This window comes from Bacillus sp. REN3 (assembly GCF_017912555.1).
Classification (GTDB): Bacteria; Bacillota; Bacilli; order Bacillales; family Cytobacillaceae; genus Mesobacillus.
Window position 1 is genome coordinate 1 of the sequence record NZ_JAERSD010000040.1, and the last position, 17,766, is coordinate 17,766.

General features: G+C 35.7%; 12 protein-coding genes and 3 pseudogenes. 13 read left to right on the top strand and 2 right to left on the bottom strand.

Annotated features, from left to right (window positions below):
• The 5 genes and pseudogenes from JJQ88_RS20385 to JJQ88_RS21750 form a co-directional block, all read left to right on the top strand.
• Nucleotides 1-277: GIY-YIG nuclease family protein (locus JJQ88_RS20385; RefSeq protein WP_210367881.1), on the top strand; the 277-nt coding region annotated here is incomplete at its 5' end.
• 135 nt (nucleotides 278-412) lie between these two features.
• Nucleotides 413-2,005, top strand: coding sequence for an excinuclease ABC subunit C (locus JJQ88_RS20390; protein WP_210367882.1), 1,593 nt, complete (start codon nucleotides 413-415; stop codon nucleotides 2,003-2,005).
• Between the two features lie 1,083 nt (nucleotides 2,006-3,088).
• A complete protein-coding gene (locus JJQ88_RS20395; protein ID WP_210367883.1) occupies nucleotides 3,089-5,206 on the top strand; it encodes a GTPase in 2,118 nt (705 codons plus the stop codon).
• The gene (locus tag JJQ88_RS20400) at nucleotides 5,207-6,949 is read left to right on the top strand and encodes a GTPase (RefSeq protein WP_210367884.1); all 1,743 of its coding nucleotides are present in this window, start codon (nucleotides 5,207-5,209) and stop codon (nucleotides 6,947-6,949) included. It begins immediately after the preceding gene.
• A gap of 215 nt (nucleotides 6,950-7,164) precedes the next feature.
• A pseudogene (locus JJQ88_RS21750) lies at nucleotides 7,165-7,362 on the top strand (DnaJ domain-containing protein); the annotation flags it as partial.
• Nucleotides 7,363-8,150: 788 nt separating this feature from the next.
• Here JJQ88_RS21750 and JJQ88_RS20410 read toward each other — a convergent pair.
• Nucleotides 8,151-8,546 (bottom strand): hypothetical protein, encoded by a 396-nt coding sequence (locus tag JJQ88_RS20410; RefSeq protein ID WP_210367885.1) that lies wholly within the window; start codon nucleotides 8,544-8,546, stop codon nucleotides 8,151-8,153.
• 1,449 nt (nucleotides 8,547-9,995) lie between these two features.
• On the opposite strand from JJQ88_RS20410, the pseudogene JJQ88_RS21940 reads away from it, so the two are divergent.
• From JJQ88_RS21940 to JJQ88_RS20445, 7 genes and pseudogenes are all read left to right on the top strand, one after another.
• A pseudogene (locus JJQ88_RS21940) lies at nucleotides 9,996-11,078 on the top strand (DNRLRE domain-containing protein); the annotation flags it as partial.
• A 1,686-nt stretch (nucleotides 11,079-12,764) separates the two neighbouring features.
• Nucleotides 12,765-13,133 carry a hypothetical protein gene (locus tag JJQ88_RS20420; RefSeq protein WP_210367887.1) on the top strand — a complete coding sequence of 123 codons (369 nt, stop codon included), beginning with the start codon at nucleotides 12,765-12,767 and terminating at the stop codon, nucleotides 13,131-13,133.
• Between the two features lie 533 nt (nucleotides 13,134-13,666).
• A complete protein-coding gene (locus tag JJQ88_RS20425; protein ID WP_210367888.1) occupies nucleotides 13,667-14,620 on the top strand; it encodes a tyrosine-type recombinase/integrase in 954 nt (317 codons plus the stop codon).
• Nucleotides 14,621-15,366: 746 nt separating this feature from the next.
• Nucleotides 15,367-16,206, top strand: a complete 840-nt coding sequence (locus JJQ88_RS20430; protein WP_210367889.1) for an SHOCT domain-containing protein — start codon at nucleotides 15,367-15,369, stop codon at nucleotides 16,204-16,206.
• A gap of 43 nt (nucleotides 16,207-16,249) precedes the next feature.
• Nucleotides 16,250-16,576: a hypothetical protein gene (locus JJQ88_RS20435; RefSeq protein WP_210367890.1), complete on the top strand. Its 327-nt coding sequence runs from the start codon at nucleotides 16,250-16,252 to the stop codon at nucleotides 16,574-16,576.
• Between the two features lie 56 nt (nucleotides 16,577-16,632).
• Nucleotides 16,633-16,869 carry a hypothetical protein gene (locus JJQ88_RS20440; RefSeq protein WP_210367891.1) on the top strand — a complete coding sequence of 79 codons (237 nt, stop codon included), beginning with the start codon at nucleotides 16,633-16,635 and terminating at the stop codon, nucleotides 16,867-16,869.
• A gap of 62 nt (nucleotides 16,870-16,931) precedes the next feature.
• Nucleotides 16,932-17,267 carry a hypothetical protein gene (locus JJQ88_RS20445; protein WP_246861332.1) on the top strand — a complete coding sequence of 112 codons (336 nt, stop codon included), beginning with the start codon at nucleotides 16,932-16,934 and terminating at the stop codon, nucleotides 17,265-17,267.
• Here JJQ88_RS20445 and JJQ88_RS20450 read toward each other — a convergent pair.
• Nucleotides 17,233-17,406 (bottom strand): annotated as a pseudogene (locus JJQ88_RS20450) (IS3 family transposase); the annotation flags it as partial. The gene JJQ88_RS20445 and the pseudogene JJQ88_RS20450 overlap by 35 nt on opposite strands.
• Before the next feature lie 241 nt (nucleotides 17,407-17,647).
• Here JJQ88_RS20450 and JJQ88_RS21615 point away from each other — a divergent pair.
• On the top strand, nucleotides 17,648-17,766 hold a 119-nt coding region (locus JJQ88_RS21615; protein ID WP_282597741.1), incomplete at its 3' end, for a group II intron maturase-specific domain-containing protein.

Here is a 17,766-nt window from a genome sequence, read left to right on the forward strand (position 1 = left end):
AATCGTTAAAAAGGGATGTTGGCAAGTAGCTACATTTTTAACTGCCAAATCATACATTTCCCGCTTGCCAAATACAAGTGATGTCAAGAAAAGTGTAAATAAATTAATTGAAGAGCACTCCAATAGAGAGATTACCCCAGATACAAACTACAATACTTCCGGCATATATATGATATACATAGACAATTTCACTTCAGATAAGATGGTACCAATTTATATAGGCCAATCAAAGGATGTGCAAAAGCGGTATAAGGTTCATCTCAGTGAAATCCTTTGATTAAATCGTTTATCTTATGAGGCGTATAGTACCTATTTCTTCTATAATTCTAGTTCGTTTTATGAAGGGCGTTTTAAATCCTCTAAGATATTTAAGTTCATGGTGGAAAACAGCTGCACCCTACGTGATTACCGAGTGATTTTATTGGAAGAGGTTGAGGCGGAAGAATTAGATAAAAAAGAGCAGGAATACATACAAAAATTAAATGTCTCGTTTTACGGATTTAATCAACTGAATTCCTTTCTGGCAGCAATTAAGTTGCATCATCGCAGAGATGCTGAATTAAGTGAGTTGGAAGATTACCTGAGATTGGTCCAGGAAGATATTAAAGGAATCTATTCCAATTATGATTATGGTTTTACAAGATTTAACTTAGAGCATTCCTTCCTTAAAAAGCTTACTTTCTTGTTGGATTTGAACGAAAAGATAAGCGACACGAAACTTTTTAAAGAAGTGAATCTTGAGATTGAGCAGTTGCTAAAACATTATCGTCTAGACATTCAGATAGCTGAAATTCAACAGTTGGAGCAAAAGTGGGACTTACTGAGTGAACCTTACCAAGTGGCGGTGGATGAATATAAAGAAGCCTTCAGGCTGCTTGCTGATCAAGTAAGGGAAAAATTTAAAGAGTTGAAATATTATAGCGAGATGGCTTTCAAAGACTTCATGCACAGCATCATTAAGGAAGAGAAGGAGGGATTTAGGGAAGGATTTTTAAAGTACCTTGTAAAGAAACAATGTTCTATAGATTTTTATCAACTCTTTGATATACAAATAGCTGTACTGGAAGAAAAATTATCGGAAAAAGAAAAGAGAGGGAAACCTGTTGGAGATGCTTATGAAAAATTCCAAGAAAGAAAAACGGGGTTTAAACACGAAAGATACAAAATGATTTTTCCTTCAATCCATTTTAGTCCTTTTTCTCTAAAGGATAGAGAACAGCTCGCTCCGCTAAACATCGAGGAAGGCGTGAATACCTGTCATATCCAGTTGTTCATTTCAAACAACGGAAGGACTGGAGGGGATTACCGAAAGGATCCGTTCATCGTTCGCTTTGATTATTGTTACTTCGATGGCCATGGGAGAAAAGTTGAACAACAGTATTTTATTGAGAATGAAACAACACTCCTCAGTTTATCGGGTATTGATTATATAGAGAAAGATTTTAATAGGATGTTTGTTTTCAGACCAGAAAGATTTTCTATTTCCGGCTTGATCGATGATGAAATGGATAACTCCTTTATATCTATCCTGTCTGAATATAAGCATGGAATCAATGATTATACCTTGAAAGATAAAGAGCTGGTCCGTTTAGAGGAAGTGTTAGATGAACTGCAGCAACTAGTGGATGATGAAACAGTCTTCTATCTATCTAACACAGAGTCATATGGATGCTTAGAAAAAAGTCTCGTTAATGAGAGCTTAAAAAGCCATCCGTTTGCTGAGAAATTACTTGCAATCAGAAAAAGGCGAAAGCGCTCAAGCCCAAAGAAAGAGGTTAAAAGGGTAAAGAAAACGGAAAAAGTGAAAGTGGATCCCAGGGTAAAGAGGGCTGAAGCTTTTAGAGAAAAAGTGTTGGCAAGGTCAAATGAGACTATCGATATTATCGAATATGTATCCAGCAAAGAAAATGTTACCGCACAATGTAGAAGTTGCGGGCAAAAGTGGAGAAAGCGGAGTGATCATTTATTGGCCCGGCTGTATTGTCCGAGTTGTGATAAGGCATAAAAGAGTTTCAAGGCACCTCTACAAGGGGTGTTTTTTATTTCGCTTATTGTCAACAGTTTACCCCCTGATTAGTAATCTATTGATGCCAGATTAGTTTTGTGGGTGGTGAGTGGCTTAATGCTTTTGAGGTTTTTAAGAAGGATGGATGACGAGGGAATGCAGGAAAAGTTCTACGAAAGGCTTCAGGAGAAGCAGGAAAAGGCCAGGATTGTCCACAGAAAATTTTCTTAATCTCGGTATATAGTCTAGTGGTTTTCTGCACGGTATCGCCGAGTGGTTTTATGTATATTTAGTCTTTTACTAATCTGATACAGAATGGATATCAACTAAATACCTAAGGAGCGGAGTCTAGGAATAATAAATAATCTTGGCATTCCGATAGATTGATTTTTTTTAATTCTTTATTTTGAAGGTAATTATCACAATACAAGAAATGCGGACAATACAAATTTTCATCCCTTTTGAATCCTTCCGACTCAATTTCAGTACGATTTTAATCTCTTAATATCTGCCACCATTTCTGCAACCCTCTTTCGGACACAATTACTTTGTAGTTATCATTCTCGATTTCAGTAGTTTATAACCCCCCTCCTCTATTTTACTGTTAATAATTATAAAAGCTGGGAAAAGAACGTGGTCTACCATTACATAATTTTTAAGAAGAAAGATATTCTGAAGGAACCATTGAACCATAAATAGTAAGCATAAATGTTAAGAAACAGGTTGTTAAATACAAGCTGGGTACTAAGTTTAAAAGAATACTCGGGGAATTAACCAAAAATAAATATGTATGGGTGAAGCGATACTCCTCCAAATCCAATATTTTTTGAAGTGATAGAATTGCTTGAAATGTATTGACTATTCCAAAAAAAACTTCCTAACAACAGTAAAAGTTTGAGTCATGAATGGCATAAATTAGGTTTTTATGGATGGCGTTTTCCATAATACATCTCTGTCATTTACAAGTAAAAGGGATTATTACTATTTATAGGAAATACAAATATGCTATTCTATAATTAAGCTTAAAAGTAGTTTCCTGACACTTAGTACAGCAATTGAGAATTACAAAATGGAGCGATAATCATGCAAAGAATAAAGGGAAATGACACGGGTGAAAGTTTGGAACAGGCTTTATTAAAATGTCATACTGCTGCTCAAAAGGGTTATAAACTAGCGAAAAACCACCTTAATATTATTTCTAAAGAGATAATGAAGGTTTCAATAAAACTTACTGAATGTCTTGAAAGTTTTGAGGATGGATCAGTAAGTACTCCTGGATTAGTACAACAACTAAAACATCAGTTAAAGAGTGTCTCAATTGAATTAGAACAACTTCAAAGTTCTACAGAGAGTAGTCTAGAAGAGAAGCGTAATAGATTAGAAAAATTTTCAATAACTTTATTTGGTCGTACTATGGCTGGGAAATCAACCTTAATGGAAATATTGACAAAAGGTAAAGGAGATTCTATAGGTTTAGGTGCACAAAGAACAACCAGGGATGTAAGATCTTATCCTTGGAATGGTCTTGAGGTAACAGATGTACCTGGAGTTGCTGCTTTTGAGGGAGAAGATGATGAGGAGTTGGCTTTCAGTAAAGCTTTCCAAGCCGATTTGGTTCTTTTCCTTATAACAGATGATGCGCCCCAGCCAGCTGAGGCTGAAGCTTTTGCAAAAATAAGAAAGCTCGCCAAACCAATTCTGATAATTTGTAATATTAAGGCTGCTGTAGATCATGAAGATGACATTATCTTATTTCTACGTAGACAAGAAAGTAAATTTGATCAAAATAGAATAAGAGAATTACTTAATCAGTTTTATTCCTTTGTTGAGCTTCACTTCCCTGGTAAACGGGTCCCATATGTTATTACTCATCTAAGGTCTCGGTTTATTGCTGAATCGGACGAATCCTTTAAATATAAAGAACAACTATTACTCGCAAGCAGGTTTTATGAAGTTGAATCAAAAATCATTGAGGAGATTAAAGGAAGGGGAACATTTTTACGGATAAAGAGCTTTGTTGATGGAGCCTCAGTTCCTATGTTAGATTTCATGGATGTGCTGTTAGATTTTAGTGCACAAAACTCCACTAGTGGTCGTGTATTAATTGATAAGCGCAGACAGGTGCAAAAGTGGTCTCAAAGCTTTAAAGATGATTCTATAGACAGAATAAATACCTTAATTTCCAAGGTTATGGATGAACTTAGAATGGATGTCTCAGACTTTGCTGAAGAAAACTATGAAAACAAAAATGCAGGAGAAAATTGGGATAAACACATTAAAACAGTTGGCATTAAAGAAAAAGTGAATAAATTGCAGAATAGACTTGTTGATGAATGCAATAAAGCACTCAGTGAAATAGCTAGGGAACTTCAAAATGAATTATCATTTATTGCAGATTTAACAGGTGACCGCTCTATTAAAATGGAAGCTATATTTGATTCTAAACGATGGTGGAATTGGGGAATAAAAGGTATAGCGGGGGGCTTAGGAATAGCAGCTATTGTTATTGGGAGTGGTCCACTTGGAATTGCAGCTGGTGCCGTTGGATTAGTAGGCTCGGTTATATCATTTTTCATCGATGATAGAGAAAAAAAGGCTCGACAAGGTAGAGAAAGATTGTCAAAAAAGCTCCATGTAAATATAAACAGTATGGAAAAAAACTTGAGAAAACAACTAGTTGATTGGTTTCACAAGGATCTTTACGACAAGAGAGTAAATATACTTTTAAATGATATTGGAATGGTAACTTCAAGTGTGTTTAATTTAGCCGATACTCAAAGAAATTTAGCATGGACAATTAATAATGTTCAAAATGAACTGAATAGGACAGTTATAAAAGAAGCTCTTGAGAGTATTAATGCTACAGAGATGGATTATCACATAATTGATATAGCTAGAATCCCAGGTATAGCTACAATGTTTCTAATAAATCCACAAACTCGTTTTCCAGAAGAAATAAGGAAGGGTCTTGAATATTTATTGGGAGAGAAGGTTTGGTTTGTTATAAATACTGGGAATCAGAAATCATTATTATCACAGGCAATAGGAAGAGAATGTGATAGGAGTAAATTGAGTATTGATGAGAAACTAAAAGTTGCTTATGTAGAAATGAAGGGTTTTAGTGCATCCGCATATACTAGAATTAAACTTGCTCAGCAACTTACAAGTCTTCACATATTGCAAAAAAAAGGAGTAATTTGATTGGAAAATTCAAAACTTATTTTAGAAGAGTGGGTATCTACAGGAAATGCACTCTTAGAAAAGGCTAGAAGAGAATTCAGAGAGGCACATAGTGAAAGCATTCAACTGTTATCCGAGAGGATCCCACATGATATAGTTCCCTCAGATAACAAAATAAAAATTGTATTTGCTGGCCAATATAGTGCTGGAAAATCTTCTATAATCAAAGTCTTGACCGATCTAAAAGAAATTTCAATAGGTGCGGGAATAGTTACACAAGAAACTACATCATATGAATGGAATGGTTACGAAATCATTGATACTCCGGGAGTTCATACTCAACTTAGACCTGATCATGATGAATTATCATATCGAGCAATTAGTGATGCTGATTTAATCGTATTTGTTGTAACTAATGAACTCTTTGATTCCCATATAGCAGAACATTACCGAAAGTTAGCTGTAAATAAGGATAAGGCTCATGAAATGATGTTAGTGGTAAATAAAATGCAACGTAGTGTTAAAGGTAATACTGCCGAGATGCAAGAAATTATCCGGGAAGATTTACGTAAAGTGTTAACTCCTTTTTCACCAGAAGATCTTAGAACAACTTTTATTGATGCAGAATCTGCACTTGAAAGCATAACCGAAACGGATGAGGATTTTTGCAAAGTTTTATGGCGTAAGAGCGGAATCGATGTTTTTATAGATGGTTTAAATACATTTATAGAGGATAAGGGACTATCTGGTAGATATACAACGGCTTTATATACGCTCGAGCAAGTTCTTCAAGAAGCGTTGGCAGCTGAATCAACTGGAGACCAAGATATCGACGCGTTAGAAGAATTATTATTACAGCGAAGAAGAGCAATTTTAGAAACTAAAGATCGTATCCCTCGGGCAGTAGAAGGTGAAATACAACGCGCGGGAACACAAATAAGACAAGAAGGACGTAAAGTTGCAGATTTAATCCACGGGTCGGCTGATAAAAAACAGGTAAATAATGAGTTGGAAAAAGCACAAAATCGAGTCCAGGTATATACCGAAAAACTTAATGATTCAATTAAAATAATAATTGGGAAGCAAATGGAAGAACTTGAGACCAGTGTTTCTGGGATTGCTAATAGTGAACTCGCTAAACAATTGCTTCCTCGTTTAGAAAATCGGATAAAAGAGGCTAATATCTCACCTCAAGCAATAGCAAATATAAAAGTTTCCGGAGATTTATCTAGCAAGTTAGGTAAATTTTTAATACAAAAATCATTCACTTTAAAAGAAGGATTTAATGGTCTTTTTAACCTTAATCATTATTCAGGAACAGCAACTCACGATGCAGTTAAAGCAGTAGGCAAATTCTTTGATTATAAGTTTAAACCTTGGGAAGCTGTAAAATGGACTCGTGGTATAGCAAATGCTGGTCGGGTTTTTGGAGTTGCAGGGACATTATTAACTTTTGTGCTTCAAGTGAAAGAAGATGCAGATGCAGCTCAACTTGAAATTGACCTTAGAGATAGCCGATCAGTAGTAAGAAGCGGTTTTAACGAGGCAGCCCATCAGATTGAGATGTATTACGATGAAGTTACCCAGACATATATAGCCGAGACTTTGTATAAGGAAATTATAGAAATTGATAAGCAGCTTAAAGAGTTACGGGAAATGCAAGAGTCCCAAACTAAACTCTTTGCAACACTATTAGACTTACAAACCGAAACTAGAAATATGATTAAAAAATTGCATAGAACTCGTGAAATTGAGGAGACATAAGTAGAGGGTCTTGAAGAACGAAAAGGAAAGTTGAGTGAATTTCTCAACTTTTTTTGTGGGAAAATTAAATACTTTTACACATTACAGTTGCTAATTGTTTACTTATTTATATATTTTGATTCGATTTTATTCATTCGAAAGAAGGGGTTAAAATACATTACACGAAATATTTAAAGTAAATCACCTATACTAAAATAAACGAGGTTATTAATATGATGGAAAGAGAGATAAAAGATTACTATAGTATTTTGGGAATTTCTTACTATGCAACAACAAAGGAAATTAGAGATGCTTACAAAAATTTAGTGAAAGTTACACATCCAGATACGGTTCAAGGTTCTTCAGAAAAATTCAAATTGATACAAGAAGCATATGAGGTATTATCTGACGATGAAAAGAGAAAAAGATATGACAATATATTATTTAATGCAACCAAAGTAAATGTGTTAGCAAATAAAGATACAAAGGACAATTATTATAAGAAAGAAATTAATCAACAAAAAAAGCCCCCCTCAAGCGGACAGGTTTTAGCTTTTATAGCATTTATTTCTCTCATATTAATAGGGTTTCTAATAATATATATGAATAACTTATTCCTAGATAAGAATACCGCAAACCTAAATGAAAAAAAGACATTGGGAAATTCAGTGAGTAATGTAACACTTGAAACAAAGGAGAATCATTTGAGTTCCTTTATTCAAGGTATAAGACCAGAATACGAACAATATCGCATAGCTTTTAATGAATTTGAAATTGCCTTTAATGAAAAAGATTATAGTAGAGCAACGGATTTAATGGCTGATTTAGATGCTAGTATAGAATTATTAATAGATAAAATGAATTCATATGAACTAACTGGTGAAGAAGAAGAGGTTAGAAGTCGTATTCTTTGGGAAGTAGCAGGAATAGGGAGAAGCTTGAAAGTTAGCTTTTCAAATTTACTTCCCAGAGCAAGTCATAATGATCTCATTGCCAGTAAATTAGATGGGGAAATGAGTATGCTAAAATCTTCTGATAAGGTAATAGACACATACTATCAGAAGTATTTTAAGTGAAATAAATCCCGTAATTGTTAGAATAGGTATCTTAAATCTAACAATTACGGGCAGTTTATAGTCTTTGCTAGCTAAAGTTCAATATTTAGTTGTTTTTAAAAATAGATAAGTCAAAGAAACGGATTATGATAAAACCAGGATATTTTTTAAAGTTTTTTTTGAAGATCAATGTATAATTGATTGAAAATTGATTGTTTTATAGGTATATAGCTTATTCCTTCTTGATGGGGATTAAAAGTTTTTAGATGTTTTCGGATTTCAATAGGAGTTAAACCCGTTGTCTTCTCACATAGGGATTTTACGGATACTTCTGTATTGAAGCGTGGATCCCCTGAGTTTCGATAATCGCTCGTCACTTCGGAAACTCCTATCAAACGTTGAACTTTTCCTAAAACATAAATTAGCATTTTGGAACCAATCGGCAAATAATAGTCGATGTAAATAGGATTATTTAGATTAAAGGTGATTCTTTCATGTCTTAATTGGTCATCCAAATATCTATCCCAAACTGGTTTAATACCATAGAAACTTTTATTTAACATCGTTTGGACCTCCAATTTTTTAATAATCTTCACAAACAAATTCAAATCTTCAGCAATATACCCCCAACTTGGTGAATATGCATTTAATGATACTATTACGACTACCAAATTAGGAAAGAGGGTCGTTAGTAAAGTATTTTTGCTTCATACCTAGCAAAAATACTCAATTCACTACTATACTTATCCACACAATTAAGAACATCTGATTTTAAACTTTATTTCTTCCTCCGAAAATTATATTTATAAAAATCATATTTTTTTGTTTGAAAAATATTCCTTTTTATTGATAAAAAGGGATAGTAAGTGAAACAAGTAAAGGAATTCATTTACTAACATGTGTTACAACTAGAGGTTATAGTTTTTTTTACGTACATTTCTCCTACTTGCAGGGTTAAGAAAAGAATTTGGAGAATAGTTAATAATGCTTGGTTGTTAATAAATTATTAGCTAGAGCTAGTACATATAGAAAGATATTTGTAGAAGATTTAAACACTTATTATAGAAATGAAACAAGATAAACAAACAAATGCCCATCTCGTTATGAAACAGAGGAGGAAAGGAGTAGTCAACTTAAGGTACGGCAAATCGGTGTGTTTTCAAAAAGATACCATTTCCCTGATTTTACCCTTTAACTACTTCAAGTTTATATTTTAAAAAAACTTGCTGCCCATTCTTAATAAATGAATGATACAACAAAACACTTGTGAATCAGATAAGTCTTATTCTATAGCTAAAAAGGGGATTTCATTTTTTTTAACATTCCTTTTGATTTTCGCAAGTGTTCCTCTGGATATCTTGGCTGAGACGGGAGCGAGTGAAGCAAGTGTTGAAGCTCTTGTTGAGGAAGAAGTCAAGGAGGTTCCAATTGTCACCGAAGAGGCACCTCCGGTTGGTGAGGTAGTGGATTTAAGGACTGAGAATACGAAGGTATTCTATAATGGTGATGGGACTTATACAAAAAAGATTTTTACTGCACCTGTTCATAAGAAAGAGAAAGGTGAAAAGAAATGGACTGAACTTTCCTCCGTATTGAAGGACAGCTCTAATCAAGAGGTTGTGGAAACCGAAAATTCATTGATCAATTCCAGTTTTAAAAAGAAGATGGTCAATGGCGAATATGCGACTTTCGAGGTTAACGGACACACGTTAACTTACTCCCTGCTTGAGGCATCTGGAGAAAAAGTGACGGTAAAGGCAACAGATAGGCCTGCTACTTATAAACAGAATGAAAATAAGATTCTCCATAAAAATGTTTTTCCAGAAATGGATATGCGAAACCTGACTTTTGATCAGAATGTAAAAGAAGATTTGGTGCTTCATTCTTATGAAGGCTATCATTCTTTTAAATTTTTTATTAAGACGGAATTGACTGCTGATGTACAGAGTGATGGTTCTATCCTTTTCACGGATCAGGCCGGCAAGTATGTATTGGATATACCAAAGCCAAACATGGCTGATTCAAACTATGACGACCGTTCTGGGGATGTTGCAGTCTCTGAAGACGTATCCTTTAAACTAAAGAAAAGCACTGGCGGATACCAGTTGATAGTGAACGCGGATCCTGAATGGCTGAAAGCCCCTGAGAGGGTTTATCCTGTATATATTGATCCATCTACAACGATCAATACCACGACTGACACATTTGTCATGAGCGCATACCCTACGACAAACTATAGCTCGACATCTAGTAAATGGGATTCAGGGCAGAGTCAATACGTATTAAAAACAGGTTACTATGACTCTACTACAGGAACAAACTATGCATTCTTAAATCAGAGTCTATCATCTTTAAATAATATGGATGTTACATCTGCGACATTCAACGTGTATGTAACACATTCTTACTATGCATCGACAGCAAACGGGCTATGGATTGATTCCGTAAATGACAGCTGGTCTGCAGGCACATTGAACTGGAACAATAAACCAGCCTCAACGAATATTACTTCTGTCAACGTCCATAGGGACCAATGGGCGCAGTTCAATGTAACGAATACGGTAAAAGCCTGGGTTGATGGCACAAAGTCGAACTACGGTTTCAAGCTTCATACGAACGGCAATGGACAATCGCATTGGAAAAAGGTTGTTTCATCAGTTAACTCAACATATAAACCATATCTATCTGTAACTTATACAATTCCGACACCGGAGACACCAACAGGTAAAGTGTATAGTAATGGAGTAGGGAACGGTTATGTGAACCTTTCTTGGTCACCGGTGAAAGGTGCGACAGGATATAAGGTATGGATTTATAACGGTAAGGCATATGAATCATTCAGTGTGGGAAACGTCACTTCTTGGTCGACAAACGGCCAGAAAATATGGCCTACATCCACGGAAATTAGTGGTGGTTATTATGATTTACATCAAGATAAACTTGGCGCAGAATTAGCGGTTGATCCGTCACCTGTTTATAAGAACTCGGGAGGATCCTACCCATCCAATAAAAATTACTGGTTTAGAGTAAGTGCAATCTTCTCCCAGGGAGAAAGCGGTACTTCTGGTGCTTACATGCCGACAATCCCTAATCTTGCAATGCCAGCAGCTCCGACTGGAACGAGCTATTCCAACGGCAATGGCACTGGCTATGTTGATTTTAAATGGAATGCGGTAAGTGGTGCGACTGGATACAAGGTCTGGCTTTTCAATGGATCTTTTTACGAATCCCTTGATGTCGGGAATGTCACTTCCTGGTCAACAAAAGGGAAGAAGTATTGGCCAACTGCAACCGAGATTGCCAATGGGGGATACAAGCTGCACCTTTCAAATAATACTGGTGCCGAACTGGCTGTGGACCCATCCTCTGTTTATGCAAATGCTGGGACAAGGTACCAGGATTATACGAACTATTGGTTTAGGGTAAGTGCATATAATTCGCAAGGTGAAACAATTTATTCCAATGCATATATGCCGTCTATTACCTCACTTTCGATACCAAGTGCTCCGTATGGTGAAACATTTAATATTATTGAAGATCCTACAAAGGGGTATATAGATTTAGAGTGGAATCCTATTGAAAATTCGGCAGGTTATATAGTGTGGATTTTTAATGGGAAGAATTATGAGGGAATTGACGTTGGAGACTCTTTATCCTGGACTTCATTGGATAAGGGTATATGGCCAACATTGAGTGAAATTTCTCTTGGCCGATATGATTTACATCTAGATGGAGGAGGGGATGAATTAGCTTTGGACCCAAGTCCTGTATACAAAAATGCTGCTAGTGGATATGAATCTAGGAATAATTATTGGTTTAGGATAAGTGCATATGATGTCAAAGGACATACCATTTATTCTGGTGCTTATATGCCCACTATTCAGTCCCCTTTGTTTGCAAATGAAGAACCAATAACTTCAGAAGAATTTGATAATATTAGAAAAGAAGTTTACTATGAGGAATCTATATTAAGTCCTGAATCTGGCTTAGAGACTGCTACAATTGTTGAAGAGGAGATTGCTAATAATGGAACATATGATGAAGAATTTGTTCCAGAAGCATTAGATTTTGAATCAGTGGATCCTTCTCCTCCTCCTTGCACGGATTGTTACATGGCTGCATCAACATCCCCATATGATGCTGGTAAGTTAAAGTTAAGATCCGGCAATTTTATTGAAACGTTATTAGATACAAACCAAGGTTTGAGTTCTACCAATTTGTATAATATTGGAGTAAAGTATGCTAATAAAGCAAGAGATAATGCTTTATCCAAATATCCAAGTTCAAGTCAAGTATGGCTAAGAGACGCTTATAGGCATTTTACCTGGAACCATATGTCTGCAAGGGCTATAGGTGTAAAAAATACAAAAATAGGAACAACTAATCATGAATGGGGAATGGTTTTGATAAATCCATCCACAAGTTATTATACAAAGAAGTATAATGAGTACCGTTCAAAAGGATATAGTCAAAAAACGTCTGCTGATAAAGCATTAGGCAATACTATTAATTGGATTCCGGTGGCAAAGAGTCAGTACATTACATTGTGTAAATCAAATTTTCAATTCTTTAAATTATTCTTCGATAAGTCAAATATTATGGATTTTAATAATAATTATTGGGGAAGAAATTACTCAGGTAGCTATACTAGTTATGATACCGCTTTTTCAGCTGCAAGAAACAGGGGAGTTCTAATTTTGGATGAAACTAAAGTTGCAGAAGGAAACTATAAAAGCGTATGGTCTAACTATAGGTATTATTAATTAAAATGAGGTGTAAACTTGAAATACAAGTTATGGCTATATTCAAGTATTCTTTTGTCTCTTTTCTTGGTATTTTTCTTTTATCCCAATCCTTATGAGGATATGTTTCCATTGTTTAATGATTTATTAACTATCCTAATTTTTATGCCATCTGTTTTTGTGCTAATAAGCAGCTTGGCAAGTCTATTTGATGATCTTGTTAGAAATCATAAATTATGGATAATACTTCCTTTATGTTTCTTAAGTGTAGGGGGACTTGGGTGGAAAATGTTAGGGATTTTTCATCCACTTACAATAGTGTTAGTCTTAATTTTTGGGATTTTTATAGGAGTTACTCATTTTGGTATTTCCAAAGTATTAAAACAAAATCTAAGCAGTAAATTTTAATTATAGTAAGTAGTTTATAATAATATTTTGCCTGTGGTTTACAATGAAGATGTACCACAGGTTTTCTTGTGCAACCTGAATTTTTCTAATTGTTATTAGAAGGAGCATGATATGATTCTTTTCATAAATAAATTAAGGAACCTAAAACGATCATATTTATACAATAGTTAACTGTTACTGGTATAGTTGGTGCCATGCTTGGTGCCCAAATTTTTAAAAATAAAAATCACAAGGAAACATTTGAAAGCAAGAAACCTTGATTTATCAGTATTTCTGGGTATATAAAGGTACTAGAAAAACAGATGCCAGCAAACTTCAAAACCGCTTGTGTCCTGCGTGCCAGGGCAGGTGGGTTCGATTCCCACGCAGTCCCGCCAATACGCTATTTATTAACGTTGATTGATACGTTGACCTACACGGTTTCAGCACGGTTTAACGAAAGACCGTGAACGACCGAGTAGGAAAACCGTATTAATAGTCGATATAGACCGTTTGTCCTCTTACGCCAAACCAATGCGGAAGGGGATTTTTTTATGCGCAAATTTAGGACGAGATTAAACAGCCGAAACATCGGAAAGGCACCGTTAACCATGTCGGAAATGTTCGAGGACTTCATGCTCGTAAAGAAAGGCGAAGGGTTAGCGAAACGGACAATTGCCGAGCATTACAAACACTTCGAGTATTTCCGTGACTATGAACAACGTGAGTTAACCGCTGATGAAATGACGACGGAGTTATTCGTAGGATGGATCACGTGGATGCTCGAAGAAATGGACTACGCCCCAGCAACTGTAAACATACGGGTGAGAACAATGCGTGCATTCCTGCGGTATTGTTACGAAGACAAGGCGTGGATAAACGAACCAATACACAAACGATTTAAGCCGGTTAAAGCCCCGATTGATGTCGTCGAGGCATTAACACCGGAAGAGTTTCGAAGGTTAATAGGGGCAATCGACGACGAGTCTTACACGGGGTTCCGCACCAAAGTTGCAACGTTCGTGCTGCTCGATACAATGGTACGTGTGTGTGAATTAGTCGACATTAAACGTAAAAACATCGATTTTAAAACGATGGCTATTCGATTGGAAGCGGGTGACACGAAGACAAGGGTAAGTCGAATAGTTCCGATTAGTAGTCGAACCGCAAGACTGTTAATCCAATATCTAAACGAAACAGCTGATTTTGGCAGTGATTATGTTTTTCTATCGTACGAGGGCGAACCTATTACCGAGCATACCGTACGTGATAATCTGAGGACATACGGTAAGGTTGCGAGGATTACGGACAAACGAGTAAGTCCGCACACACTACGGCACACAGGCGCCTTGTTTTACATTATGAACGGCGGCGACCCGTTCAGCCTACAGAGAATTCTCGGGCACTCGCACATGAACATGGTACGCAGATACGTGCAGATGACGAACATGGACGTTCAAAACCAACACAGCGTACATTCACCATTGAACTATGTATTCAAACGATAAAAAGGACGCAAGAACACAGGCACCCCGTTTTGTGTAACTCAATAATGCCGACAAAAACACTTGGTATTATGCGCTTTAACGGTGCATAAGATGAAACTCGGTATTTATCGTTAACAGACGTTGAATTGGCGTTTATACTTCGATTGCACAACGTTGCACTATTGGCATTTTAGCCCGTTTAACTACTGTCTACTTATCGGCAATGGCGTTCACCAGGCGAGCTACTCCGAAAACCTTAAGGGGCAAGCTGAGGTAGGCGCAGTTAGACGGGATCCAACCGAAAACTATCCGCTTGGCAGACAGTTGCATTTGCATAAAAAGCGGCGTTTCTATGCGGTATAAGCTATGAAGTTAACGGGGTGCAGTCGGGGTGCAAACGACCACACGTCACAAACGTTGATTTAACGTTTTAGAGTTAAGGTAATATGTCAGGTAGGGTAATGATTAAAACGGTTAATTTGCCTGTAAATATCAATATTTTTTCTTGGGTGTGTAAAATGGTATGCTAAGGGGCAGATTTTTCCAATTAGGGGTATTGATATGACTAAAAACACCTTCCAAATACCCTAAAATAGTGGGGGTATAAGATTCACTCTACCTGAGTTTACATAATATATATTCACGGAAGTTCGTTTAAACTGTGCTTTTTTTTGTCAAACGAATTGCATAAAATTGTTAAAATATTTGATCAATATCTCCCGGATAAATGGTAGCATTTAACTATAAATATTAGGGAGGGGTATTTTTTGGGTGTTGGCATTGGTTGTTTAGGTATGATATTTTTTGCGATTATTCTCTTCACGGGTATTTCGGATGACTCTGGTTCAGGATTTGTGTGGTTTTGTATCATTGGAATTTTTGCTAGTGCTTTCGTTGGTCTGTATTTGGATAATAAGCGTAAAATCAATTTTGTTGTAGATTTGTCAAAGAACATGAAAAACATAGTAGAGAATATCAAGGATTTTAATATTTCACAGGAGTTTATGTCTCCTAACAGGGAGTCATATATTGCGATAGATGAAGATACTAAAAAAGTTTGTATTATAGAAAATAAACATAAAAACCATGGAGAATTATCGCCAACGTTAAGTAAGTTTGAATACGAATCTTTTATCTATTCTTTTTCAGAAATAATACAATCAGAAATAATTAAAGATGGTGTAACCATAAATAAAACTTCAAGAGGTAGTCAAATTGGTGGAGCAATTGTTGGAGGAATAGTTGCAGGTGGTGTTGGTGCTGTAATTGGTGGTTTGGGTGCTTCTTCGGAATCAAAAACAACTACCACACAATTAGAATTACAATTAGTTGTAAATAATTCAAAGAAATCTTCACATAAAATTGTTTTTATGTCTCCTCATGATATTGGAAAAGTTATTACAGGTGATGAGATAAGTGAAATAAATCATTGGCACAACCTTTTTACCCATATTCTAAACCGAAATAATGATAGTAAATTAGGAAAAGTTGAGAAAAATCAACAACCAATTGCCGAAGAATTACAAAAACTAGCACAATTAAAAATGAGTGGTTTTTTAACTGATGATGAGTTTGAGATTCAAAAGCAAAAATTATTATCCAGTTAAGGTGAAGAGAATTACTTTTTAAGAAATATGGGAGGTTAAGTTAATGTATAATCAGATTGCTTTTATCATTAGAATTATTGGCGTTCTTGAAATGGTATCAGGAGTAATTGTTGGTTTATACCTTGGAAATGACAACAGTTTATATGGTACTGCTGATGTTTCAATAATACTTCTGTGGTCAGTTTTGGGATTTGTATCAGGTATGTTCTTTTTAGGGCTAGGTGAAATTATTTCTTTACTTCAAGGTATACATACAAAATTAGTCGGAACGGACAATGAAGGGCTTAATGCTGATGATGATACAAATGTGAACCTGAAAGGTAAATCTAAATATGATGTCTATAAAGAAGTAATGGACAAGGGAAATTAAAAAAAGGAAATTACTTCCTAATGTCGAATTAAGTAGGCAGAAGGGAGGTGTATTTGATGAAATTAGCAATAGTATGTAATGAGTGTGATACCTACACTGAAATAAACAATGAGAATTTCCATTCAACTATTAGTTTGTATGAGTTTTCCAATACAAATTTAGATGTTGAATTTGAAGGCGAAATTGACGGGTTTGAAGAAGATGGTTGTGATGAATCAGATTTAAGTATTGAAAATCCAAAGTTGAAAATAAGATGTAAGAATTGTAATTCTTCTTTGGAGATTGAAGGATAATTACTATTAACACTCTCATCATTTGAGGGTGTTTTTATTTTGCCTAGAAAGGAATGAATTAAATGAATAACCTTCAAAGATTAGAACTAGAAACAAAAGGTATCCAATTACAACAAGATGAATTAACCGTCTACCTTCAAGAAAATGATTTACAGCCATTTGTAGAATATGACGCACAATCAGCCACTAATAAGAAAAATATATACCGTGCTGCCTTGTCTGTCCTTGAATCAATAGCAAATAATCCTACTGGCATGAAGTCGTATAAAATGGATGATATGACTGTATCTGACTTCCATGAGAATTTAATGATTGATATCTGTAGCGATTGTAGTAGTGGATGGCAGCTTTCACCTCTTGTTAAAGCTCTTCTAAGGTTTCGCATGATTTTACATTAGCCAAGTCCTTAAAATGACCAAAGAACGATTCTTGTGGGGCGTTGTTCCAACAGTTCCCCCTCCTTGACATGGATTGTCCCAATCTGAATTTTTTCACCAGTTTTTGATAAACAGGGCTGGTATAGTGGCCTTCCTGATCCCCTTTGTATCCTTGTCTCTGAAATTAATGACAAGGTAACGGAGAAGGGAGAAGTACTTCCTGATGATGCCGCTAAGGTTGTCGATGTCGGAATCGTATGTGAATAACAGGAGTAATTCAAGTCCGGCATTCTCAGAGCCAGTTTGATAGTCAAATACCAGGCTGTCAATATGCTCATATTGGAAAAATTTTCAGAATCCATTTTCGTCGAATATACGTGCCGAAGAAGTCGAAAAAGAGAATGGAGCATAAGCTTAAAAGGTTAACCAATCGCAATTGGGGGATTGCCATGGAATACCGAATCCTTAAAATCAACCAACTAATCCAGGGATGGGGAAATTACTTCAAAGTGGCTGATAT

Coding starts and splice junctions, on each gene's coding strand:
- JJQ88_RS20395 (WP_210367883.1), top strand. CDS start 3,089: ATGCAAAGAATAAAGGGAAATGACACGGGTGAAAGTTTGGAACAGGCT.
- JJQ88_RS20445 (WP_246861332.1), top strand. CDS start 16,932: ATGAATAACCTTCAAAGATTAGAACTAGAAACAAAAGGTATCCAATTA.
- JJQ88_RS20425 (WP_210367888.1), top strand. CDS start 13,667: ATGCGCAAATTTAGGACGAGATTAAACAGCCGAAACATCGGAAAGGCA.
- JJQ88_RS20410 (WP_210367885.1), bottom strand. CDS start 8,546: ATGTTAAATAAAAGTTTCTATGGTATTAAACCAGTTTGGGATAGATAT.
- JJQ88_RS20435 (WP_210367890.1), top strand. CDS start 16,250: ATGTATAATCAGATTGCTTTTATCATTAGAATTATTGGCGTTCTTGAA.
- JJQ88_RS20440 (WP_210367891.1), top strand. CDS start 16,633: ATGAAATTAGCAATAGTATGTAATGAGTGTGATACCTACACTGAAATA.